21 protein-coding genes and 1 pseudogene are annotated in these 21,087 nt (G+C 66.8%); 10 read left to right on the top strand and 12 right to left on the bottom strand.

What is annotated here, in order from left to right:
• Nucleotides 1-3 precede the first annotated feature (3 nt).
• Nucleotides 4-570 carry a PEP-CTERM sorting domain-containing protein gene (locus PX653_RS12065; protein ID WP_277418105.1) on the bottom strand — a complete coding sequence of 189 codons (567 nt, stop codon included), beginning with the start codon at nucleotides 568-570 and terminating at the stop codon, nucleotides 4-6.
• 126 nt (nucleotides 571-696) lie between these two features.
• The gene (locus tag PX653_RS12060) at nucleotides 697-2,064 is read right to left on the bottom strand and encodes an MgtC/SapB family protein (RefSeq protein WP_277418104.1); all 1,368 of its coding nucleotides are present in this window, start codon (nucleotides 2,062-2,064) and stop codon (nucleotides 697-699) included.
• 132 nt (nucleotides 2,065-2,196) lie between these two features.
• Between PX653_RS12060 and PX653_RS12055 the strand changes: the two genes are divergently transcribed.
• Nucleotides 2,197-2,853: a hypothetical protein gene (locus PX653_RS12055; RefSeq protein WP_277418103.1), complete on the top strand. Its 657-nt coding sequence runs from the start codon at nucleotides 2,197-2,199 to the stop codon at nucleotides 2,851-2,853.
• 204 nt (nucleotides 2,854-3,057) lie between these two features.
• Here the strand turns inward: PX653_RS12055 and PX653_RS12050 are convergent, their stop codons facing one another.
• Nucleotides 3,058-4,107 (bottom strand): cation diffusion facilitator family transporter, encoded by a 1,050-nt coding sequence (locus PX653_RS12050; RefSeq protein ID WP_277418102.1) that lies wholly within the window; start codon nucleotides 4,105-4,107, stop codon nucleotides 3,058-3,060.
• A 240-nt stretch (nucleotides 4,108-4,347) separates the two neighbouring features.
• On the opposite strand from PX653_RS12050, the gene PX653_RS12045 reads away from it, so the two are divergent.
• Complete coding sequence (locus tag PX653_RS12045; protein ID WP_277418101.1) at nucleotides 4,348-4,917, top strand: hypothetical protein; 570 nt, start codon at nucleotides 4,348-4,350, stop codon at nucleotides 4,915-4,917.
• 674 nt (nucleotides 4,918-5,591) lie between these two features.
• Here the strand turns inward: PX653_RS12045 and PX653_RS12040 are convergent.
• A complete protein-coding gene (locus PX653_RS12040) occupies nucleotides 5,592-5,831 on the bottom strand; it encodes a hypothetical protein (protein WP_107141510.1) in 240 nt (79 codons plus the stop codon).
• A 215-nt stretch (nucleotides 5,832-6,046) separates the two neighbouring features.
• Here PX653_RS12040 and PX653_RS28215 point away from each other — a divergent pair, with 215 nt between their 5' ends.
• The 4 genes and pseudogenes from PX653_RS28215 (at nucleotide 6,047) to PX653_RS12025 (ending at nucleotide 8,484) form a co-directional block, all read left to right on the top strand.
• Nucleotides 6,047-6,424: a hypothetical protein gene (locus PX653_RS28215; RefSeq protein ID WP_307731060.1), complete on the top strand. Its 378-nt coding sequence runs from the start codon at nucleotides 6,047-6,049 to the stop codon at nucleotides 6,422-6,424.
• Nucleotides 6,415-6,762 (top strand): phosphatase PAP2 family protein, encoded by a 348-nt coding sequence (locus PX653_RS28210; protein ID WP_307731059.1) that lies wholly within the window; start codon nucleotides 6,415-6,417, stop codon nucleotides 6,760-6,762. The genes PX653_RS28215 and PX653_RS28210 overlap by 10 nt, the downstream gene beginning before the upstream one ends.
• Nucleotides 6,762-7,652, top strand: a complete 891-nt coding sequence (locus PX653_RS12030; RefSeq protein ID WP_277418565.1) for a diacylglycerol/lipid kinase family protein — start codon at nucleotides 6,762-6,764, stop codon at nucleotides 7,650-7,652. Before PX653_RS28210 ends, PX653_RS12030 begins: the two co-directional genes overlap by 1 nt.
• Nucleotides 7,653-7,666: 14 nt before the next feature.
• Nucleotides 7,667-8,484, top strand: a pseudogene (locus PX653_RS12025) (metallophosphoesterase family protein).
• Between the two features lie 72 nt (nucleotides 8,485-8,556).
• Here the strand turns inward: PX653_RS12025 and cls are convergent.
• The 3 genes from cls to PX653_RS12010 all read right to left on the bottom strand — a co-directional run bounded on the left by cls (nucleotide 8,557) and on the right by PX653_RS12010 (nucleotide 13,384).
• A complete protein-coding gene (gene cls, locus PX653_RS12020; RefSeq protein ID WP_277418100.1) occupies nucleotides 8,557-9,945 on the bottom strand; it encodes a cardiolipin synthase in 1,389 nt (462 codons plus the stop codon).
• Nucleotides 9,942-11,978: a site-specific recombinase gene (locus PX653_RS12015; protein WP_277418099.1), complete on the bottom strand. Its 2,037-nt coding sequence runs from the start codon at nucleotides 11,976-11,978 to the stop codon at nucleotides 9,942-9,944. Before PX653_RS12015 ends, cls begins: the two co-directional genes overlap by 4 nt.
• A 101-nt stretch (nucleotides 11,979-12,079) precedes the next feature.
• Nucleotides 12,080-13,384 carry an acetyl-CoA hydrolase/transferase family protein gene (locus PX653_RS12010; protein ID WP_277418098.1) on the bottom strand — a complete coding sequence of 435 codons (1,305 nt, stop codon included), beginning with the start codon at nucleotides 13,382-13,384 and terminating at the stop codon, nucleotides 12,080-12,082.
• Between the two features lie 413 nt (nucleotides 13,385-13,797).
• On the opposite strand from PX653_RS12010, the gene PX653_RS12005 reads away from it, so the two are divergent.
• From PX653_RS12005 to PX653_RS11990, 4 genes are all read left to right on the top strand, one after another.
• Nucleotides 13,798-14,748, top strand: coding sequence for a porin (locus PX653_RS12005; RefSeq protein ID WP_277418097.1), 951 nt, complete (start codon nucleotides 13,798-13,800; stop codon nucleotides 14,746-14,748).
• Nucleotides 14,749-14,801: 53 nt separating this feature from the next.
• On the top strand, nucleotides 14,802-15,638 hold the full coding sequence (locus PX653_RS12000) for a branched-chain amino acid aminotransferase (protein WP_277418096.1): 837 nt from the start codon (nucleotides 14,802-14,804) through the stop codon (nucleotides 15,636-15,638).
• 102 nt (nucleotides 15,639-15,740) lie between these two features.
• The gene (locus PX653_RS11995; protein ID WP_277418095.1) at nucleotides 15,741-16,673 is read left to right on the top strand and encodes an FAD-binding oxidoreductase; all 933 of its coding nucleotides are present in this window, start codon (nucleotides 15,741-15,743) and stop codon (nucleotides 16,671-16,673) included.
• The gene (locus PX653_RS11990) at nucleotides 16,670-18,064 is read left to right on the top strand and encodes a hypothetical protein (protein WP_277418094.1); all 1,395 of its coding nucleotides are present in this window, start codon (nucleotides 16,670-16,672) and stop codon (nucleotides 18,062-18,064) included. Before PX653_RS11995 ends, PX653_RS11990 begins: the two co-directional genes overlap by 4 nt.
• 5 nt (nucleotides 18,065-18,069) lie before the next feature.
• On the opposite strand, the gene PX653_RS11985 is transcribed toward PX653_RS11990, so the two are convergent.
• From PX653_RS11985 to PX653_RS11965, 5 genes are all read right to left on the bottom strand, one after another.
• The gene (locus PX653_RS11985; RefSeq protein ID WP_277418093.1) at nucleotides 18,070-18,633 is read right to left on the bottom strand and encodes a DUF3617 domain-containing protein; all 564 of its coding nucleotides are present in this window, start codon (nucleotides 18,631-18,633) and stop codon (nucleotides 18,070-18,072) included.
• Between the two features lie 66 nt (nucleotides 18,634-18,699).
• Nucleotides 18,700-19,386, bottom strand: a complete 687-nt coding sequence (locus tag PX653_RS11980) for a YiaD family glycine zipper/OmpA-like lipoprotein (protein WP_277418092.1) — start codon at nucleotides 19,384-19,386, stop codon at nucleotides 18,700-18,702.
• 148 nt (nucleotides 19,387-19,534) lie between these two features.
• A complete protein-coding gene (locus PX653_RS11975) occupies nucleotides 19,535-19,681 on the bottom strand; it encodes a lmo0937 family membrane protein (RefSeq protein ID WP_107141518.1) in 147 nt (48 codons plus the stop codon).
• 152 nt (nucleotides 19,682-19,833) lie between these two features.
• Nucleotides 19,834-20,037: a hypothetical protein gene (locus PX653_RS11970; RefSeq protein ID WP_277418091.1), complete on the bottom strand. Its 204-nt coding sequence runs from the start codon at nucleotides 20,035-20,037 to the stop codon at nucleotides 19,834-19,836.
• 163 nt (nucleotides 20,038-20,200) lie between these two features.
• Entirely contained in the window at nucleotides 20,201-20,974 is a 774-nt protein-coding gene (locus PX653_RS11965; RefSeq protein WP_277418090.1) for an outer membrane lipoprotein, read from the bottom strand.
• Nucleotides 20,975-21,087: the final 113 nt, after the last annotated feature.

Raw genomic sequence — 21,087 nt, 5'->3', positions numbered from 1 at the left:
CGGTCAGTCCTGGCCTGGGGCGCGGTGTGGCGCGCGCCGCCGGGCCGCCCACGCCGTCATCGCCAGCCCCGCCGCCAGCATTGCCCAGGTTTCCGGTTCCGGATTGGGCGAGGCGACGACCAGGCCGGTGCGGTCCGTCCACAGCCAGGCGCGCTGCTCGTCGTGGCTGGGCCGGTAGCTGTACGTGTATTCGCCGTCGCCGGAGATGTAGTAATGGCCGCCACCGACCCAGCCTTCCGGGTCGCTGCCGTGCTCGCCGGCCTTGAACGACAGCCCGCCCGCCAGCGAGTAGCTGAACGCTTCGGCGCCACAGCGGTAGTACAAGTTGCTGTCCGGCTCGCAGGCGACGAAATCCTTGCCGTTCAGGATCAGGGACGTGATCTCCAGGCGTTCCAGGATGCCGTCGCCATTGCCGTCGGCGCCCGTGAAGCTGCCGTGCAATTGGTGATCGGGCAGGAACACGTCGTCGCCCGTGTCGTGGAATCCCGTATAGGTGAAGGTCCAGGTATCGCCGGCCTGGGCGGCGGCGCAGGCGCCAGCCAGCAGGGCGGCGCAGAGATGTCGGAGCATGGCGACCTCGCGATGGGCAGTACGATGAGATCATGGTAACCGAGTACTGGCGTCATGCAAGCGACAGGCCCGGTCCGGTCCACAATTTACTGCGACGGCGCAACGGTCGAGCGGCCGGGGCCGCCGTCAGTGCCGCGGCTGGTACAAGCTGAGCAGGACAGGGAAATGGCTGTTGACGAGCTCCGCCAGCGTCTCGCCCAACAGCATCCCGGCCAGCCCCAGCGCCGCGATGACGGCCATCGCGACGGCGATGGCCAGCACGAAGCGGCGGTTCGGCACGCGCAGCACGAACGGCAGGTTGATCGCCACGCTGGCCAGGGACGCGATGATGGCGCCGGTGGCCGCCGCGTCCAGTGTCAGTTTGCCGTCGGCGGCCAGGCTGGCGGCGGCGGCGACCGCGCTGGCGCTGGACACGGTGCCGCCAATCAGGCTGACGACGTAGAAGCCCACGTTGCCGAAGTATTTCTGCGTCAGCACTCCCAGGATGTGCAGCAGCAGGAACACCAGGCCGTACTTCAGCGCGCTCCACAGCGAGAACGGCAGCACGATCTGGTCGGATTGCTCGGCCTGGCGCGCCACGATGCCGGTGGCGGCCGGCGTGCGCGGATAGAACACGAAGAAGGCGCTGGCGGCCAGCATGGCAAGGTAGGCGCCGGCGCCCGCGACGGCCACGCCGGGCGCCAGCAGCGCCAGGATCACGGCATTGCGTGTGACCATGGCCGACGTGGCCAACAGGATGCCGCGGTATGCCGCCGCCGCGACCGCGCCGCTGGCATGCTTGCCGACGCGCGAGGCCAGTTCGTTGACGGTGACGCTGCTGTTGACGAGGCCGCCGAGGAAGCCGGCAATCGCCACCCCACGCGTGCCGAACGCCTTCCACAGCACGTAGTTGACGAAGCCGATGCCGGCGATCAGGATCACGGTGGCCCACGCGGCGCGCGGTTCGATCAGGCCCATCGGCCCGATGCTGCCGACGGGCAGCGCGGGATAGATGACGATGCCCAGGATGGCCAGCAGCAGCGCCGAACGCAACTCGCCTTCGGTCAGGCCGATCGAGAAGCCCTGCAGGATGTCCTTCCAGGCCAGCAGGGCGGTGGAGCTGACCATGATCGCGGCCGGCGTCAGCGTATGCCCCTTGCCGCACAGGATGCCGGCGATACAGGTGACGAGCATGGCGGCCGACGTGGTCAGCTCGGTGCCCGCGTGGGTGCGCATGTCCTGGATGTTGAGGAAGACCGTCAGCAGGCCCGTCAGGCACAGCACGATATAGGCATAGGTGTCACCCAGCGATGCGCCCACCGCGCCCAGCACGGCAATGAAGCCGAAGGTGCGCAGGCCCGCCTCCTTCTTGCGGCGCTCGCGCTCCAGGCCGATCAGCAGGCCGAGCGCCAGCGCCAGCGCGAAACGCGTCAGCATTTCCAGGTAGGGCCATTCGGTGGCGGCGCCCTGCAGCGGGCCGCCCATGGCCGGAATCGTCGTGCTCAGCAGGCTCATGGCTTACTCTACTCCCGAACGGGACGGTGTGCCCACACGCTGCCCACGCGCGAGTTTTGTGGCGCGGCAACGTGGTGCGGTCAAACGGGGCATTCGGCTAAGATGACCGTTCGACAAAGAGAAGGAGGCATCATGCAGAACGACGATCAGAAACGACCGGGCCAGCCGACGATTCATACGCACCTGCCCGACGCCATTCCGCCGGAAGACGCAAGGAAAATCGTGGGCGAGGCCGTGCCGCACGGCGCCGACTACAACTCGCCGCCGCCGCAGGGCGCCGGCAAATCGATGGGCAGCGGCCTCGATGACGTGGGCGGTCCCGCGATGGGCGCGCCGGCGGGCGAGGGCGGCCAGCATGGCGCCACGATCCGCGACCGTGACGTGCGCGCGGACGATCGCCACATGGGCAGCATGCAGCAGGGCGGGCAGGGCGGCGGCACGCCGGTCGCGGCCATGAGCCAGGGCGGCAAGGGCAGCGGCGAGCAGGGGACATCGCAGGGCGGCAACCAGGCGGATACGTCGTCTGGCTCCCAGTTCGGCTCCCAGTCCGGCGCGCCGTCCGGCAGCGAACAGCGTGGCGACGTGGCGCGCTCGGAAGGGCTGTTGCCGGGCCAGGGCGAGGACGACGGCCGCTACGACGTGGCGGAAGAAGTCAGCCTGGACCAGCAGTCGGACCGCGCCCGCAACGTGGGCAGCATGGCCGAAGCGGCCAAGGGCCCGCACGGCGACAAGCTGCAGGAAGCGGTGGCGCGCTCGCTGGGCAAGCAGGCCGACGACAAGCAGAAGTAACGCGCGTTGCGATGCGCATGGCAGCCGCCCGCGGGCGGCTGTTTTTTTGGGTGAGGTGCGCTGGATCGCTGCCCGGCCGGGAAAGGGCAAGGGTCGGTACCTGCATAGGGACTGACCTTGGAGTTTTACGAGAAGCGCCCAGCCCTGGCCGACTTATCGACGCCACACGGGTCATCGAATCGATCGCGCCGTCGACCTGCCGCGTCAGCGCAGCGCCGCCCGCAGGGCTGCCGCCTCGAAGTAGACGTGGCGGATGGCCGGGTGCTCCGCCGCGATGGCGGCTTCCAGGCGGCCGATGGCCTGCTCGACTTCGTCGATGGGCATGCCGCGCCGGAACTGGACGGAGGCGGCCAGCAGCACGTCATCGGGGCCCAGCTGCATCGTGCGCAGGCTGGCCACCTGCTCCAGTGCCGGCTCGCGGTCGAACAGCGCATGCAGCGCGGCCAGCTGGTCGATATCGATGGTTTCGCCGACCAGCAAGCCGCCGGTCTCGCGCGCCAGCATGATGGCGGCGCCCACCAGCAGCAGCCCGATCAGGATCGATGCCGCCGGATCGCAGTAGGGATTGCCGAAGTACTGGCCCAGTGCGATGCCGGCCGCCGCGATGACGATGCCCAGCAGCGCCGCCGAGTCTTCGATGAAGACGGTGAACACGGACGCATCCTTGCTGGTCCGCACCGTCTGCCACAGGCTCGAGCCGGGTTTGCGCATGCCGTTGAGTGCCTTGCGCGAGACGTTCCAGCTGTAGCCCTCGAACACCGCGGCGGCGCCCAGCACGACATAGTTCCAGAGCGGGTCTTCCAGCGGTGGCGGCGACTGCATCGCTGCGATGCCGTGGTAGATCGACAGGCCGCCGCCCAGGGAAAACACGGACAGTGCCACAATCAGCGCCCAGAAGTACAACGACTTGCCGTAGCCGAACGGATGGCGTCGGTCGGCCGGACGTGCACTGCGGCGCTCCCCCAGCAGCAGCAACAGCTCGTTGCCCGTGTCGACGGCCGAGTGGATGCCTTCCGCGACCATGGCCGCGCTGCCGGTGATGGCCGCCACGATGAACTTGGCCGTGGCAATGCCCAGGTTGGCAACGATGGCCGCGTAAATGACTTTCTGCGAGCTGGGGGATGCAGTGTCGTGCGCCGGCGGTGCTGCCTTGGCCAGCGCGGCGGCAGGTTCGACGGGCTGCGGGCCGTGCGTTACGTCCGCCTGGCGCACGGCCTCATCGCGCGCGGCACGTTCGTGTGGTGCGTTCTGCATTGGGTTCTCCTGGTCCGGTCGGCCAGTTTGACGCAGGCACGCGGCGGCATCTGTACGGCTGCGCACGCGTACGGCAGCGCAGGCTGGGCTGGCCAAGTGCACATAGATGCCTCCAGCCAATTTTTATTGACCAGGTTTAAGATGGATCAACCGTGCAAGCGAGCGCTACAGCAGGTTCGCTGCCTATACTGCTGGGTATTGCGCGGTGCCGGCCGGTACCGCCACGTCACGGAGGCTGTCATGCGCCAGGACCGGTTGTCTGCCCACATCGGCATCACGCTGCAAAAGCTCAGGAAGATGGAAACGCGGCTGTCGCGCGCCGGGCTGCCGCCATGCCTGGCCAGCTTGCCCGTGTGGGCGCTGTGCCTGATCTACTGCGTCACGATGCGCAACAAGGCCGTGCGCATCGTGCGCATCGAGCAGCGCATCCGCGGTTGGCTGGGCTCGATCCGTGAGCTGTCGCGCCACGAAAAGGGGCGCACGGAGTTGATCGACATGGACAGCGGCATGCGCAACGATATCGAGACCACCAAGCGTTCGCTGCTGGCACTGCGGGACGCCTGCCTCGACGTCGGCACGATGTTCGGCAGCATAGGATTCCGCTCCCGCCTGCTGGCGCACACGCAGCATCGTTTCATGGCCGCGATCGACGCCTCCTGCACGACGGCCACCGCACTGCAGCTGGCCCTGCAGTCGCATGATCGCTGCGCACTGGCACTGCTGCGGGAGATGGCGCAAGTGGGCCATTCAGCGTTGGCGAGCGCCCCCGTCGATCCTGACGCTGCCACCGCTGCGCGCAGCGCCTGCTGAGGATCGCATCGCAGGGTTACTGCCAAATCCGATAATCCGGCACGAGTCAGCCGGCACGAGTCAGTCGGCACGAGTCAGTCGCTATGAATCAGCCGCTATGAGTCAGCCGGTACGAGTCAGCCGGTACGAGTCTTTCAGTACGAGTCAGCCGCTATGAGTCAGCCGCTATGAGTCAGCCGGTACAAGCCAGCCGGTACGAGTCTTTCGGTACGAGCCAGCCGCTAGAGTCAGCCGGTGCGAGCCAGGTCGAGTTCCGGTCAAACCGGCCGGGGCGTTCGTCAAGCCCTGGTTGCGTGCTGGTCCGGCCGAAGCCCGAACCAGGACCAGCCAGGGCCAACCTAAACCGGATCTGCGCGGGACAGTCCCCACATCGACTCGGCGCCTACGATCCGAGGCGCATTCGAGTCACCGAGCGGGGCGCGGGCATCCTCGCCCCAGCACGCTCGTCAGCCGCTCCTGCCGCCGAAGCAACCCATCTACCTCTGCCCTATCGGATCACGCCCCGGCGCAGCCCCCGGCATTGCTGCCGGTCGCCGCACGACGTCTGCAGAGCAGCGGGTGAAGAGGGGGGCCGCTGCTTCGCTCGCCGTCGTGCCGCTGGCTGCGCCTGTCGTGATCGTCAGCGCGCTGAGACGCGCGCATTGTGGGTGACTGTGCGACACTGCACAGATGAATCAGTGTGCTTTCGACAAGATCAACAGCCAGCGGCCGAACAACAGCACTTCGATATGGCCCGGTTGCACGCCGGTGTCGCATTCGATGATGGGGTTGACCGCGTAGAAGCGCTTGCGGAAATCGCGGCACACGAGCATTTCGCGCTTGCCGAAACGGACCAGGAACGACATGGGAGCATATTCAAGGCCAAAGCGGGATTCGAAACGGTGGGAGCCGACGCCGGAGTTGATGGTTGCCATGACAATTCCTTAAGTTTGGTTTACTGATTCGTGATGTTTGCTTGCCGGCCAGTTCCAGGCCCTCGGCAAAATGCCGCGAGTTATTGTCTGGAACGGTGCCGTGTGCGGAAATCTGTACTGCACTGGATGAAAGCTTATCACAACTACTGTACAAAAACACAGGACTGTATGGAAAATCAGTTATTTTTGCTAACCGTTGTAATCACGCACGCATCATGAGCCGGATCGCTTACGGCAAACTGATGCGCTTCCTTGCCGCCCGGCTGAGTCCCGGCAGCGAACTCGGATTGCACCTGACCGCTGGCGTGCTGACGCTCGTTGCGGCCGTGGCCGTGTTCGGCGAGATCGCCGATGCCGTCGGCGAGGGCGACGATATCGCCCGCTACGATGAACGGGTGTCGCAATGGTTCTACGAGCACGCGTTCGAGCCGCTGACCACGATCATGTTCGGCGTCACGCACCTGCATGGCATTCCCGCGATGAGCGTGCTGTCCGCGCTGCTGGGCCTGTGGTTCTGGCGCCGCCACGCGCCATACTGGCTGCTGGCGACGGCGATCTGCGTCCCCGGGGGATGTTGCTCAACGTGCTGCTGAAGCACGTCTACCAGCGCGCCCGGCCCGTGTTCGACGAGCCTTTCCTTACGCTGGCAACGTACAGCTTCCCCAGCGGCCATACGGCGGCGGCCACGCTGTTCTACGGGCTGCTGGCCAGCTACGTCGTCACCACGAACCCGAGCTGGCGCATGCGCATGGCGGCCGTGGCGGGCGCCGTCTGCATGGTGCTGCTGGTGGCGCTGAGCCGCGTCTACCTGGGCGCCCATTTCGTCAGCGACGTGCTGGCCGCGATGGCGGAAAGCCTGGCATGGCTGGCGATCTGCATCACATCGGTGTCGACGCTGCGGCGCCGGCGCGCCGCACGCAAGGAGCAGTGATGACGACCGTGGTCGTCATCGTCAATGCCGCGGCCGGTGGCGGTTACGACAATGACTGGGCCGCCAGCCTGCACGACCGGTTCGCGCAGGTGGGCTTGCAGGCCCGGGTCACGCTGGCCGCCAGCGGCCAGGAAATGATCGAGACGGCGCGCGGGGCCGTCGCGCGCGGCGTGCCTATCGTCGCGGCGGGCGGTGGCGACGGCACCGTCAACGCGGTGGCCTCCGTGCTGGCCGGCAGCGCCACCCGGTTTGCCGTGCTGCCGCTGGGCACGCTGAACCATTTCGCCAAGGACCTGGGCATTCCGCTGGCGCTCGACGAGGCGATCGCCAACGTCGCCAGCGGACAGCCGCGGCAGGTTGACGTCGGCGAGGTCAATGGGCGCATCTTCCTGAACAATTCCAGCCTGGGCCTGTACCCGGACATCGTGCGCGACCGCGAGAAGCAGCAGCGCCGGCTGGGCCGCGGCAAGTGGCTGGCATTCTGCTGGGCCACCCTGGCGGCCCTGCGGCGCTATCCCTTCCTCAGTATCCGCCTGCGGGTGGGCGACGCGGAGCATGCGCGACGCACCCCGTTCGTCTTCATCGGCAATAATGAGTACCTGATGCAGGGGCTCACCATCGGCGAGCGCGCGGCGCTGGACCGGGGGCAGCTGAGCCTGTACGTGGCGCAGCGACCCACCCGGCGCGGCCTGCTGCGCTTTGCCTGCCATGCCCTGCTGGGCAGGCTCGGCACGTCACCCGATTTCGACGTGCTGCTGGCCCGCGAGTTTGAAATCGACACACGCCGCAAGCTGATCCGCGTCGCCACCGATGGCGAGGTCACCTTGATGGCACCGCCGCTGCGGTACCGCTCGCGTCCCGGCGCGCTGACGGTCATCGTGCCCCGCTGACAGGAGAACCACGCATGCGCACCATCGTACATCTATCGGACATCCATTTCGGCAAGGTCGACGACCAGCTGCTCGACCCGCTGCGCGCGACGGTGGAGCAGGTGGGGCCGGACGTGGTGGTGGTCTCCGGCGACCTGACGCAGCGGGCCCGCACCGAACAGTTCAAGGCCGCCAAGGCCTATCTGGACACGCTGCCGCAGCCGCAGATCGTCGTGCCGGGCAACCACGACATCCCGCTGTACAACGTGGCGGCCCGCTTCCTGACGCCGCTGACGAAGTACCGCCGCTACATCACGCCGAACCTGGCGCCGGAATACGTGGACGACGAGATCGCCGTCATGGGCCTGAACACAGCCCGTTCGCTGACGATCAAGGACGGCCGCGTCAACCGCGAGCAACTGGCCCGGCTGCACGCGCGGCTGGCCGGGATCGACCCGAAACTGACGCGCATCGTCGTCACGCACCACCCGTTCGACCTGCCCGAGCACCATGACGAGGACGACCTGGTCGACCGCGCGCCGATGGCGATGGAAGCGTTCTCGCGCTGTGGCGTCGACCTGCTGCTGGCGGGCCACGTGCACACGAGCAGCTCGGCCAACAGCGCCAAGCGCTACAAGATCGCGGGCTATGCCGCGCTCGTGGTACAGGCGGGCACGGCCACGTCGACGCGGGGCAGGGGGAAGACAACTCGTTCAACGTGCTGCGCATCGACACGGACGAGATCCAGGTCGAGCGCTACAGCTGGAAGGACGCGGCGGGCGCTTTCCAGGTCACCTCGGTCGAAACGTTCCGGCGCGAAGGCAATACCTGGGAGCCGTGGCTGGGCGATTGACTACGGCCCAGCCCGTGTCCCACCGCGGTGCCTGACCCCGTGGTGGGACACGGGCTGGTCAGTTGAGGGGGACTACAGCCAGTAGTCCCACCACTTGGCGGCCCATTCCTTCATGCGGGTGACGACGCCCCGGTCGCGCCAGGCGGCCAGCGTGACTTCCTTCGAGTTGCGCAGGTCCTCGCGGAAGGCGTTTTCCATTTCCTTGCCGAAGGCGTCGCCCAGCACGATGACGTTGACTTCGCTGTTGTGCAGGAAGCTGCGGGTGTCCATGTTGGTCGATCCCACCGTGGACCAGACGCCGTCGATGACGACCGTCTTGGCGTGCAGCACGGCCAGGTTCAGCTCGTGGATGCGCACCCCCGCTTCCAGCAGGCGCTGGTAGAAGGCACGGCCGGCGTGGAACACGAGCCCGCTGTCGGAGACGCTGGGCAGCACCAGTTCCACCTTGACGCCCCGCTTGGCCGCGTCGATCAGGGCCTGCAGGGTCTGCTCGTCCGGCACGAAGTAGGCGCAGGTGATGTGGATCGACTTCTTTGCTTCCTGGATCGCCAGCAGCATCGCCTTGTAGATCTCGAACTTGCCGCCCGGCTCGCTGCCGAGGATACGCACCAGCTTGTCGCCGGCGATGACGGGTGCGGGGAAATAATCGGCCTCGCGCAGGTCGTCCGCGTCCTGGCCCGTCCAGTTCTGGATGAACAGCCACTGCATCGCCTGCACGGCGGGACCTTCGATGCGCACGTGGGTGTCGCGCCAGCCCACGTCCTTCTCGCTTTTCGGCCTTGTCTTGGACCGGAACGGCGAGCTTTTCGAATACGTGTCGCTGATATTGATGCCGCCCGCGAACCCGACCTTGCCGTCCACGATCAGCATCTTGCGGTGGTCGCGGTTGTTGACCTTCCAGCCGTTGCCGCGCACCTTGGCCGGATTAACGGGATTGAACGCGATCAGGTGGATGCCGGCCGCCTTCATGCGGTCGAAGAACTCCTGCGGCACGGTCAGGGTGCCGACGCTGTCGTAGATGATGTTGACGGTGACGCCGGCGCGCTGCTTTTCCATCAGCAGCTCGGCGAACTTGTCGCCCAGCTCGTCCTGGTCGAAGATGTATGTCTCGAAGTTGATGTGGTTCTTGGCGCCGGCGATGGCCTTCATCATCTCGGCCATCGTGGCGGGGCCGTCGAACAGCAGCTTGACCTGGTTGCCGGCGATCAGCGGCGCACCGGTGGCGGCGTCCTCCAGTGCGGCCTGTGCCTTCAGGTCGAGCGTGTTCTTCGACCAGCGCTTGGCCAGCAGCGCCTTGGCCTTGTCCGCCGGCAGGGTGCCGTTGGCGGACTTGACCACGGGAGCGGACGCGGCCTGGGCCCGGGTCTTGTCGGCATCGACGGTCGGCAGCGATGCACAGGCCACCAGGCTCCACAGCGCCAGCACGGCGGCCAGCCAGTTTTGCGCACGCAGGATTCTCATTTGTTCTCCTTACTGCCGATAAAGAAGTCGACCGGGGCCTTGCGCAGCCGCCGGAACAGGGCCCGCAACAGCAGGAAGCCATGCTCGAAGGGGATGCGCCGTGCGCGCAGCGCAACCCACAGGGCAAGGCCGAAACTGACGACGAGGTTGACCACCCCGATCGACAGGAAGCCGATAACGGATTTCACTACCAGTTGCCAGCTTACATTGTGATCCAAGCCGACCAGGGCTGTCGCAAAGTTGGCGGCAGAGAAAGTAACGTGGCGAATGTCCAGCGGCAGGCCCATCAGCGCACCCAGCGTGCCGATCGTGCCCAGCATGATCCCGAAGTAGAAATTGCCCATCAGGCTGCCCAGGTTGTTCTCCAGGTAGCTGCCCAGCCGTACCGTGCGTTCGCGCCCCAGCAGCGCGTTCAGGCCGCGCAGTTGGGCGATGCGGCGGCCCCAGCGGGTGTACAGGGCCTGGTTGTCGTAATAGCCCGAGATCAGCCCGGCCAGGAACAGGCAGACACCCGCGATGGCGGCATAGAACAGGGCCGGCGTGTGGATCGGATCGATATCGTGCAGCAGGTGCAGGGCCTTCTCCCGCGTGACGAGGTGGTGGCCCGTGACCTGCAGCCAGCCCCAGGCGATCAGCCACGCCGTCGGCAGGGCCGTGACGATATTGCCCAGCACAGCCGTGACCTGCGTGCGCAGCACCTTGTTGATCAGTTCGGCAAGGCTGTCCAGGTCGATATGGCGCCCATCCGGGCTTTGCAGGCCGGCGGCGATGCGCGAGGCCGTCATGGCCGGCTGCTTCGTGGCCACCGTGAAGTGCAGCACATGGATCAGCATGAAGCCCAGCGAATAGTTCATGCTGAACAGGAATGCTTCCACCAGCGGCGCCGCCCGCAACGTGCCGAACAGCAGCTTGCACAGCGCCATGAAGCCGACGATGACGCCGGCCCCGGCCGACGACAGGAACATGCCCGCCATCGCGCGGCGGTTCTCGGCGATGTAGTGTTCCCCGGTGCGGCTGGCGTTTTCCGTGACGTTGCGGGCCAGCAGGTGGATATTGTCGGCAAACAGGTCGCGGATCGTGTACTTGTCGTTGTGCGCCTCGATCAGCTCGAGCGCCAGGGCCAGCGCGGCAGCGCGCTTGCGGGTCGCCGTTCGTGTCGGCTGCCGCTGAGGCATTGCCTCGGCGGCGACGGCCTCCACGTCCAGCGTTGGCGCAGTCGGCAGCTCGCCCGTCACGTCCACCAGGTACAGGAGCTTGCGCAGCCGGTCGATGCTCTGGTTCAGCGTGACGAGCAGGTACGTCAGCGCGATCGTCGTGCCCTGTAGCAGCGCCTTCTTGCGGATCTTGGCGATCACGGCCTCGCACTGGTCCAGCATGACCAGCAGGTGGCGCGCATCGAGCATCACGTCGCCGCCGGCCAGCATCCGTTCGTAGCCGTCCAGGTAGTGGACGACCTCGCGGTTCTGCACGATGAACGGCGACTCGAACTCTTCCATCTCCGTGTGGAAATTAGTCAGCTTCGGTTCCAGCCCGATGGCCGCCACGCGGTAGCTGAGCGTGCGGATGGCTTCCAGCAGCCCCGGCAGCATGACGTTGGGACCGGGCCGCGGCGTCATGACCGTGTCGAACAAGGCCAGCCAGTCCGCGGCCGGCACGGCGCTGATCCAGCAGTAGTCGGTCTGCTTGTACAGGACCTGGTCGAGCGCGTCGGCCAGGTACTCGTCGCCGAACGCGGGCGGCAGCATGCGGTAGGCGATGCGCCGCTTCAGCTCGGTGAAGAAGCCGTCGTTCGACAGCACGCCCACTTCGCTGTACAGGCTGGCGTGACGGCGGCTTTCCAGCAGCCGGAAAAGATAATCGCGCAGTTGCCGCGCGTGGTCGGGATTGCCCTTCAGCAGTTGCGTCAGGGTGCGCACGTTGGCGGTGGCGCGAATGGTGTTGCCCGGACGGCGCGGGCGCAAGGTATCGACCAGCGCGACAAGGGGCTCGATGCCCGTCGTGTGCCGGTCGATGCTTTCAAGGATGGCTAGCATGCGGTGATACGGACTGGCCGCATTGGACAAAACGACAGTGTAACCGCTCGGAAAGTTCTGCTGTGTACGCTAGCGTACCAAGCGGACCCGTCGTGGCGCCGTCAGCACAAGTGGATCGCTGCCGCCGCGCGCCGCAATTCGGCCCGGAAATCCGGGTGCGCAACGGCGATCAGCGCCTCCGCGCGCTGGCGGGCCGACTTGCCGCGCAGCTGCGCCACGCCGTATTCCGTGACAACGTAGTTGATGTCGTTCTTGCCCGTGGTAACGTGCGTGCCCGGCGTCAGCGTAGGCACGATGCGGGAGATCGTGCCTTCCTTGGCGGTAGACGGCAGCACGATGAACGCCTTGCCGCCGCGCGAGCGGTTGGCGGCGCGCACGAAGTCCACCTGGCCGCCGGTGCCGGAGTAGGGCAGGTGGGCGATGCTTTCGGAGCCGCACTGGCCCAGCAGGTCGACCTGCAGGCTGGCGTTGATGGCCACCAGCTTGTCGTTCTGGCCCGCGATGTACGGGTCGTTGGTGAAACTGACGGGGTGCATTTCCAGCATCGGGTTGTGGTGCATGAAGTCGTACAGCTTCTTCGAGCCCAGCGCGAACGTGGCCACCATCTTGCCCGGCATGAAGGTCTTGCGCCGGTTCGTCACGACGCCTTCCTGTACCAGCTTCAAGATGCCGTCGCCGATCATTTCCGTGTGAATGCCCAGGTCGCGCTTGTGCGACAGCTGCATGACCACCGCATCCGGGATGCCCCCGTAGCCGATTTGCAGGGTGGAGCCGTCCTCGATCATGTCCGCCACGAAGCCCGCGATCGCTTCCTGCACGGGGCCGATCCTGGGCAGGCCCACCTCGAACACCGGGTCCGTGCTCTCCACCACGGCGGTCACCTGGTCGATGTGGACGTGGCACTGGCCGTGCGCGAACGGCACGTTCGGATTGACCTCCAGTACGACGGCGCGCGCTTTCGCCACGGCGGCCATCGTGTAGTCGGCCGCCAGGCTGAGGGCGAAGAAGCCATGCTCGTCCATCGGCGACGCCAGCGCGAACACCACGTCCGCCGGAATCTGGCCGCGCTCGATCAGCACGGGAATCTCCGAGAAATAGGCGGGCACGAAATCGGCCCAGCCGGCCTGGCCGGCCGCCCGCGACGCACCGCCGAAGAACAGCGCGAGGTGGCGCACGTGGTGCGTCGTCTCGCAGTCGAAATAGCCGTATTTGCGCAGCGCGAGAATCTGCGCCACCTTGATGTCGTGCAGCTCGCGGCGGCGCTCCGACAGCGCCGTCAGCAATGCGGGCGGCTCGCCCGCGCCGGACGGGACAACGATGCAGTCGCCGTCGCGCAACAGCCCGACGGCGTCGTGCGCGGCGATTCTTTTGCTTTCGTATAAAGCTTGCGGAAACTGATGTTGCATAGATGCAGCCTTTCTCGAATAAAAGGGGAGTCACCTGCATTGCCACTATACGCCGCCCGGCTATTGGGGTATATCTGTGCTGTGCCGCCAGAGTACCGGCATGGGCGATTTGTGAGGCCGCGCACAGAAATGTCAAGCGTGCGGCACTACACTGCACCCAAGCTTTAGGAAAAGCATGCAATTTGGCAGAGCCGAGCCGATCGGCGATTTGTTGACTTTACCTAGAGACGTATCATGAAGAACCGATTCATGACCCGCCCATGGTGGGTGCTGGCGTGCATGACGCCACTGACTTGCGTTTCCCTGGCCGCATCCGGCCAGAACCAGGCGCCGGAAGGGGCCGGCACCGCCGTCCAGGTGTATGGTGTCCTTGACGCGGGCGCCGTCTCCGAACATGACTGCCGTGGCGGCAATTGCCCGTCCACCAAGATTTCCCCGGGGGCTCCACCGGCTCCGTCATCGGGTTCACGGGCCGCGAGGCGCTGGGCAACAATACCTCCGCCGTGTTCCGGCTGGAAGCGGGCATCCGCAACGACACGGGCCAGTCCGACCAGAACGGCCGCCTGTTCGGCAGCCAGGCCTACGTGGGCCTGGCCAACCGCTGGGGTGCCGTGACGGTCGGCCGGCAGTACGACGTGGGCTACGAGGCGCTGTCCGAGGTGGCCGACCCGTTCCGCGGCGGCATGGCCGGCACCGCGACGAACCTGATGGGCAATGGCAACAAGCGCTCCGACAACACCATCAAGTACCGTTCCAGCTCCATCCACGGCTTCGTCGCCAGTGCGATCTACAGCTTCGGTGAATCCGCCTTCAGCACGTCGCGCAACCGCGCCTATGGCGCCATGATCGGCTACCAGGGCGGTCCGTTCACGCTGCGTGCCGCGCACCAGCGCAAGAACAACTTCCTGCAGGGCGCGGGCGCCACCACGCCGGTCGACCTGTCGTCGCGCAATTCGCTGGTGGCCGCCAACATGCACCTGGGCCAGGCTACCACCGTGTATGCGGCGTATGCCGTCAACCGCGGCGTCGGCAGCTCGCCATGGGACCAGGACAATCCGTACGGCGCGCTGGTGCTGGCATCGCCGTCCACCCGCAGCAACGACGCGCTGGCCGGCGTCTCGTATGCCAGCGGCGCCGCCACCTACATGGTGTCGTACATCCGCAAGGACGACCGCTCGCTGGCCAACCAGGATGCCAACCAGGTAGCGGTCGGCATGACGTACTCGATGTCGCGCCGCACGGCGTTCTATGCCGCCTATGCGCGCATCAAGGACCAGAATGGCGCGCCCTACACGGTGGGCAACTTCAGCGAAAAGGGGCAGGGCCGCAGCGCCGTCAACATCGGCCTGCGCCACGCCTTCTGAAAGGGCGCCGCGCGGTATGCTAGATTCTGTGCTTTCGACAGCACGGAGCAAGCATGTACCTGACTTATTTCAACGGCGCCTGGAACGAAGGCAATACCCCCCTGTTCGGCGCCATGGACCACAGCGTCTGGCTGGGGTCTTCCGTCTTCGATGGCGCCCGATCGGTACGCGGCCACATGCCCGACCTGCGGCCGCACCTGCAGCGCGTGATCCACTCGGCCGACCGGCTGGGCATGCAGTGCCCGCACTCCGTCGACGAGATGGAAGCGCTGGTGCGGGAAGGCGTGGCGAAGTTCCCCGCCGATGCCGAACTCTACATCCGCCCCCTCGTGTTCGCCACCGACGGCCTGCTGGTGCCCGTCCCCGAGAAGAGCGCGTTCGCGCTGACGCTGTTCGACGCCCCGATTCCGCCCTTTACCGGCTTTACCGCCTGCCTGTCCGCGCTGCTGCGCCCGGATGGCCGCATGGCGCCGACCGACGCCAAGGCATCGTCGCTGTATGCCAACACGACGCGCGTGCTGCGCGAAGCCAAGGCCAAGGGTTTCGATAACGCGGTCGTGTGCGACATGGACGGCAACGTGGCCGAGTTCGCCACCGCCAACCTGTTCTTCGTCACGCCCGACGGCGCTGTCGTCACGCCGGCGCTGAACGGTACCTTCCTGGCCGGCATCACGCGTGCCCGCGTGATCGCGCTGCTGAAGGACGACGGCGTGCTGGTGGAAGAGCGCAGCGTGCGCCCGGAAGAGCTGGCGAGCGCCACGGAGATCTTCAACACCGGCAACTTCGGCAAGGTCACGCCGTGCGTGCGCTACGAGGAGCGCGCCCTGCCGGTGGGGCCGGTGGCGACGCGTGCACGCGACCTCTACTTCGCGTTCCTGGAAGCGAACTGACCCGTCCGTGGTGCCGGGACAACGGCACCCTGTCATTCGGCCTGCCGACCGCCTAAGCTGAAGAGAGGGGGCGACCGCCTCGTCGCATGACAGGAGGCCTCCATGATCTGCCCCGGCACCATCGATCCCGCGCCGCCGCCCAAGAGGTTCGTCAACTGGGCGCGCGCATTGACGTTCACCGCGGCAAAATCCTACCGCCCCACCACGCGTGCCGAAATCGTCGAGATCATCCGCCAGGCGGAGGAGGCGGGCGGTCGCGTCAAGTGGACCGGCAGCACGTGGTCCTTCACGGATGTGTTCGTATCCGAAGACGTGATGGTCGAGAGCGACGGCATCGCCGGCGTCATCGACAGCCCGCTCATCCTCGGACGCCTGCAACTGGCCGATCCCGCGCTGGCCGGGCGGCTGGCGCACGTGCGCGGCGGCACCAAGGTCTTCAACGTCAACCGGTTGCTGCACGGCCTGCCCATCGCCGCCAATGGCGGAGGGGCAGACGAAAGCGACCTGTCGTGCCTGCCGGGCGCGCGCGCCTTGCCGACCTTGGGCGGCAGCGGCGGCCAGTCTATCGCCGGCGTGATGGCGACAGGTTCGCACGGCGGCGACATCCACCTGCCGCCGATCGCCGACTGCGTGCAGGCGATCCACCTGATCGGCCCGGGCGGACAGGAGTTCTGGATCGAGCGCACGGCCGGACTCACGGCCGGGAGCGCGGACGACACCCAGGTCGCGCTGCGCGCGATCGCGGCGGCCGATCCGCTGGCGCTGGCCGAACTGTGCGACGGCGTCCTCGTGCGCAAGGACGACGACCTGTTCCGCGCCGCGCTGGTATCGGTGGGCCGCATGGGCTTCGTCTACGCGCTGGTCGTGCGCACGGTGCCCGCGTTCAAGCTGGAGGAGACGCGCACGCGCGCAACCTGGCAGACCCTGCGCGCCAGCCTGACGGCGGCCACGTTCCCCGCCTTTGCCGCCGACAAGCACTTCGTCAACCTGCTCGTCAATCCCTTCAGCGAAGGGGGCAGCACACCTGCACGGTGAGCGCCCGCCGCGTGGTCGACTGCGACACGCCCAACACGCCGCCGGGGCCGGGCGGCGACGATTTCTTTACCTGGGTGTGCCGCCAGCAGGACGTGGGCTGGATCGCGGCGATCCTCGTGGCCGCCATTGCCGTGCTGGTGGTGGCCATCGTGGGACTGGTCGAAGCGATCTCGATCATGCTGGCCGCCGCCGTGGGCTTCCTCGGCGTGCCGCCGATCGGCTGGATCATCGCCGCCGGTATCTTTGCCGCCATCGCCGCCCTCGCCATCATCATCGTCGCGCTGGCTGCCGTCATCGCCGCGCTGGTCGCACTGCTGGGCTTCATCATCGCCAATCCCCATCCCACGCCGGGGCAGATCGTGGCCGCGGTGACCAATTTCGCCTTCACGGTGGGCCTGCAGGACGTGATGCGCTCGATCCTCGTGGGCCTGTTCAATTCGGCCTACCCGCTGCTGACCAAGACAGCCATCGGCTGGAAGATCATGGACACCTACGGCTACGCGGCCGACGACCATTGCCAGAAGGTGGCGCCCTACGAATTCGCGTTCGACGTGGGGGACGAGACGGCGGGCGGTTACCTGGCGTTCATCGACGAGGTGCTGGCGATCTTCGACGACCTGTATGGCCGCCGCCTGGCGGTGGCGACCTTGCTGGCGATCCGCTATACCAGCCGCACCGAGGCGCTGCTCGGCATGTCGAAGTTCACCTTCACCTGCCATATCGAGATCCCGATGATCCGCGACCTGGCCGGCAATGCCGAGTTCATCGACCGGGTGCAGCGCGCCGCCCGGGCGCATGGCGGCGTGCCGCACTGGGGCCAGCTGATGGACGGCTACGATGCGCGCGACATCCTGGACCTGCATGGTGCCGACCTGGCGCTGTGGCGGCGGCAGCTGACGACGCTGATCCGCACGGGCGGCGGCCGGCGCAACACCTTCAGCAATGCCTTCACGATGACCTGCAACCTGGAACCGCTGGATGACACGCCGCTGGCGACCGTGCGCCTGGCCGTGACCGTGGGCGACGACAGCCTGGGCGACACGGACTGGCTGCGGCACGACGTCAGCGCCGATTTCGCCATCGTCACCTTACTGGACGGCAGCGTGGTGGAAGTGAGCCTCAACGAAGGCGCGGAGTGGCGCGCGGGCAGCACGCACGAGCGCGATGTGGCCATGCCGGCGGGAACGGTGTGGGGCGACGTCCGCACGGTCGCGATCCGCCACCAGGCGGCCGGCGACGACGTCAATGCCGACAACTGGACGATGAACACGATCGTCATCTCCGCCATCCTTGGTACGGGCGAGGTGCGCGAGATGTTCCGCCACAGTGCCACGCCGATCTGGCAGTTCCGCAAGAACGAGCAGCAGGTCTGGCAGCACGATTTCGTCTAGCGACGCTACTGCACGGCGGCCACGCCGCCGCAGTCGCGCGCCAGCCAGCGTCCGCTGCTTTCGACCGTCATGTGTTGCGGCCGGCCCGCGGCCTGGCTGTCGACGGCCATGCGCATCGAGAAGCCGCTGTCGCCGTCGAAGATGACCTGGCCGTTGCCGCTGGAGGCGGGATTGGTACATTTGAACTGCACCGCCAGGCCGCCCGGGATGGCGCTGCGCGTGCTCTTGCACTGGCCCGGCTGGCCGTGCGGCATGGTCGGGTTGGCGGCCTGCTTGGGCGTCACGCAGAACTTCACCTTGACCCCGCCGCCCTCGGCCAGCGCCAGGGTGACGCCCTGTTTCGCCAGCATCTGCTCGATGGCACGGCGTTGCTCGGGCGGCAGCGCCGCCATTTGCTGCTGCGCCTGGGCCATCGCCTGCATCGCGGCGGGATCGGCGGCGGGAACCTTGCTGGTCATTTCCCACAGGCCCGGCTTGATGGACGCGGCCAGGGCCGGCGACGCCAGCGCCGCCGACAGCAACGCCGCGCGGCACAGCAGGGTGAGGGCAGGGGTGGCGCAGGTGGTCATGATGTCTCCTGTCGTTGTGATGCCGGCCGCATGCGCGGCCGGCCGGTCGGTACTGCGCGCAGTGGCTCAGCTGCGCGGGGCGGCTTCGGCCACGTAGATCTCCACGCGGCGGTTGCGGGCGCGGCCGCTGTTGTCGTCGTTCGACGCGATCGGTTCGCGTGCACCGCGGCCTTCGACGACGACGCGGGTCGGCGACACGCCTTTCGTGGCCAGGTAGTCGCGCGTGTGCGAGGCGCGCTCGACGGACAGCGGCTGGTTGATCGAATCGCTGCCCGTGCTGTCGGTGTGGCCGATGATCGTCACCGTCGTGGCCGGGTTCTCGTTCAGCGTGCTGGCGAAGCGATCCAGGATGGGGCGGAAGTTGGACTTGATGTCGGCCCGGTTGGTATCGAACGAGATGTCGCTCGGGATTTCCATCTTGAGGCGGTTGTCGGCCGTCTGCGTGACCTGTACGCCCGTGCCCTGGGTGGCCTGTTCCATCGTTTTCTTCTGGTTCTCCATGCGCTTGGACCAGATATTGCCGGCCACGGCGCCCACGGCCGCGCCCAGCACCGCGCCACCGGCCGCACGGCCGCCACCGCCGCCGCTCGTCGACGCGCCCAGGATCGCGCCCAGGCCGGCGCCGATGCCGGCACCGGTGGCCGTGCCGCGCTGTTCGGGATTCATGTCCGCGCAACCGGTGGCGCCGACCGTCATGGCCAGCGCGACGGCGCCGGCGACTGCTTTCTTGCGGGTGTCATTCAGGATGCTCATGGGCGTGTTCCTCCTTGTTATGGGTACTGCAAACGGGTGCTGCAAAGTGTGCTGCAAAGTGCGCTGCGAAGTATGCCGCAGCGGGCCTACAAAAAAACACAGCGGCGTGCACTCTCATGCATCGCCGCTGTCGGTGTCGCTAGTCAAGCTAGACGCCGCGTCCGCTGATCAGGCGCAGCAGGATCATGATGACAGCCACGACCAGCAGGATGTGGATGAAACCGCCGATGGTGTACGACGTGACCAGACCCAGCAGCCACAAGATGATGAGTACAACTGCAATAGTGTAAAGCATGATCGGATCCTCTCGTCTCAAGTTGAAATTATCCGGCGGTATGATGCTTCGCCGTCGTGAAACCATTGTCGCCGTCTCTACTGCTGGCTTCTGTTCGGTGCCGTACACTGGCACAAAAGTATTGGCAATTTTCCAACACAACAGCGACGGCGTTACTTGTCGCCCAGCCGCGGTACCCAGCCCAGCAAGCCCAGCAGTCCCGTCACGCCAAACAGCCCGATCACGAGGCCGCCCGTCAGCAGCAGCATGATGGTCCATTCCGGCACGGCCGCCTCGGCCGTCTCCAGCTCCAAGAATCCGATGCGCGCCAGCAGCAGCCCCAGCGCGATCATCCAGCCCCACATCATCCTGTTCACGATTGTTCCTCCCATCGATGGTTGCGCCTGGTGCGATGGCGTGAATCGATTGTGTCGGTGCCTCTTGCGGAGCCTCTGTGCGCTGGCGTACACAGCGACAACTCGACAACAAAAAAGCCCTGTGGCATGCCACAGGGCTTCGACTCGGTAGATGGCGAAAAGTTCAGCGCGACTGCAGCATGCCGTTGACCACCTTGACCTGGTCGCCCTGGCGCCACACGGGCGAGTCGGTATGGAAGGTGCGCAGCTCGCCGTCGTTCATACGCACGGTCACGTCGTATTTCTTCGTCGCTTTCATATTGCCCTCGACCTGGTTGCCGACCACGGCGCCGCCGATGGCCCCGGCAATCGTCGCGAGATCGCGGCCTTTGCCATCGCCGACCTGGCGGCCCAGGAGGCCGCCCACGACGGCACCGCCGGCCGCGCCCATGCCGCTGCCGGCGGCGCGGGTCTTGGTTTCGCTGACACTCTCCACCATGCCGCACGATTTGCACACGGGCGTGGCCGCATGCTTCTTCTCGGCGGCGCGTTCGCGGGCACGCTCGCGTTCGCGTTCGCGCTGCAAGGTCTCGTCGCGCACCGGCGCGGCCACGCGCGGCTCGGAAGCGGGCACAACGGGCGAAGCGATCACGTCGCCCGAGCCGCCGCTGGTGCCCAGCGCGCCGCTGCCGGACGTGGAGACGCCGTTGATGGTGCCGGCGCCGGCCGCGTACTGGCTCGACTGCGTGGCCGGGCCGGGCGGCGAGTAGGGCGCCGTGGCCAGTTGTTCGGCCGGCGGCGTGACGAGCTGGTCAGGCCGCCCCGCCTTGTCGGAGGAGGGCAGCCAGCCCATGAAGGCGGCGATGCCGACGCCGCAGAACAGGATGAACACGACGGCCGCGATCAGCAGCACGGGGTGCAGGTTGTGGCGGGTCGGTGGAGTGCTTGGATGGTTCATGATGGGTCCTTTTTTGTCGTGGCCGCGCGCTGGAAAGACAGCGCATCGGAAGCGCTGGAAGACGCGCGACCCTTTGCTGGCATTGTCCTTCCCGTCACCAGCAGGTTCCGTGC

The organism is Pseudoduganella chitinolytica (assembly GCF_029028125.1).
In the GTDB taxonomy this organism is placed as follows: Bacteria; Pseudomonadota; Gammaproteobacteria; order Burkholderiales; family Burkholderiaceae_D; genus Rugamonas; species Rugamonas chitinolytica.
Note: the sequence above shows the minus strand (reverse complement) of the source record. Positions and strands in the feature narration are given on the sequence as shown.

Bases quoted from the DNA above. Each gene is read 5' to 3' on its own strand.
- PX653_RS12065 (WP_277418105.1), bottom strand. From the start codon at position 570: ATGCTCCGACATCTCTGCGCCGCCCTGCTGGCTGGCGCCTGCGCCGCC.
- PX653_RS12060 (WP_277418104.1), bottom strand. From the start codon at position 2,064: ATGAGCCTGCTGAGCACGACGATTCCGGCCATGGGCGGCCCGCTGCAG.
- PX653_RS12055 (WP_277418103.1), top strand. From the start codon at position 2,197: ATGCAGAACGACGATCAGAAACGACCGGGCCAGCCGACGATTCATACG.
- PX653_RS12050 (WP_277418102.1), bottom strand. From the start codon at position 4,107: ATGCAGAACGCACCACACGAACGTGCCGCGCGCGATGAGGCCGTGCGC.
- PX653_RS12045 (WP_277418101.1), top strand. From the start codon at position 4,348: ATGCGCCAGGACCGGTTGTCTGCCCACATCGGCATCACGCTGCAAAAG.
- PX653_RS12040 (WP_107141510.1), bottom strand. From the start codon at position 5,831: ATGGCAACCATCAACTCCGGCGTCGGCTCCCACCGTTTCGAATCCCGC.
- PX653_RS28215 (WP_307731060.1), top strand. From the start codon at position 6,047: ATGAGCCGGATCGCTTACGGCAAACTGATGCGCTTCCTTGCCGCCCGG.
- PX653_RS12030 (WP_277418565.1), top strand. From the start codon at position 6,762: ATGACGACCGTGGTCGTCATCGTCAATGCCGCGGCCGGTGGCGGTTAC.
- cls (WP_277418100.1), bottom strand. From the start codon at position 9,945: ATGAGAATCCTGCGTGCGCAAAACTGGCTGGCCGCCGTGCTGGCGCTG.
- PX653_RS12015 (WP_277418099.1), bottom strand. From the start codon at position 11,978: ATGCTAGCCATCCTTGAAAGCATCGACCGGCACACGACGGGCATCGAG.
- PX653_RS12010 (WP_277418098.1), bottom strand. From the start codon at position 13,384: ATGCAACATCAGTTTCCGCAAGCTTTATACGAAAGCAAAAGAATCGCC.
- PX653_RS12000 (WP_277418096.1), top strand. From the start codon at position 14,802: ATGTACCTGACTTATTTCAACGGCGCCTGGAACGAAGGCAATACCCCC.
- PX653_RS11995 (WP_277418095.1), top strand. From the start codon at position 15,741: ATGATCTGCCCCGGCACCATCGATCCCGCGCCGCCGCCCAAGAGGTTC.
- PX653_RS11985 (WP_277418093.1), bottom strand. From the start codon at position 18,633: ATGACCACCTGCGCCACCCCTGCCCTCACCCTGCTGTGCCGCGCGGCG.
- PX653_RS11980 (WP_277418092.1), bottom strand. From the start codon at position 19,386: ATGAGCATCCTGAATGACACCCGCAAGAAAGCAGTCGCCGGCGCCGTC.
- PX653_RS11975 (WP_107141518.1), bottom strand. From the start codon at position 19,681: ATGCTTTACACTATTGCAGTTGTACTCATCATCTTGTGGCTGCTGGGT.
- PX653_RS11965 (WP_277418090.1), bottom strand. From the start codon at position 20,974: ATGAACCATCCAAGCACTCCACCGACCCGCCACAACCTGCACCCCGTG.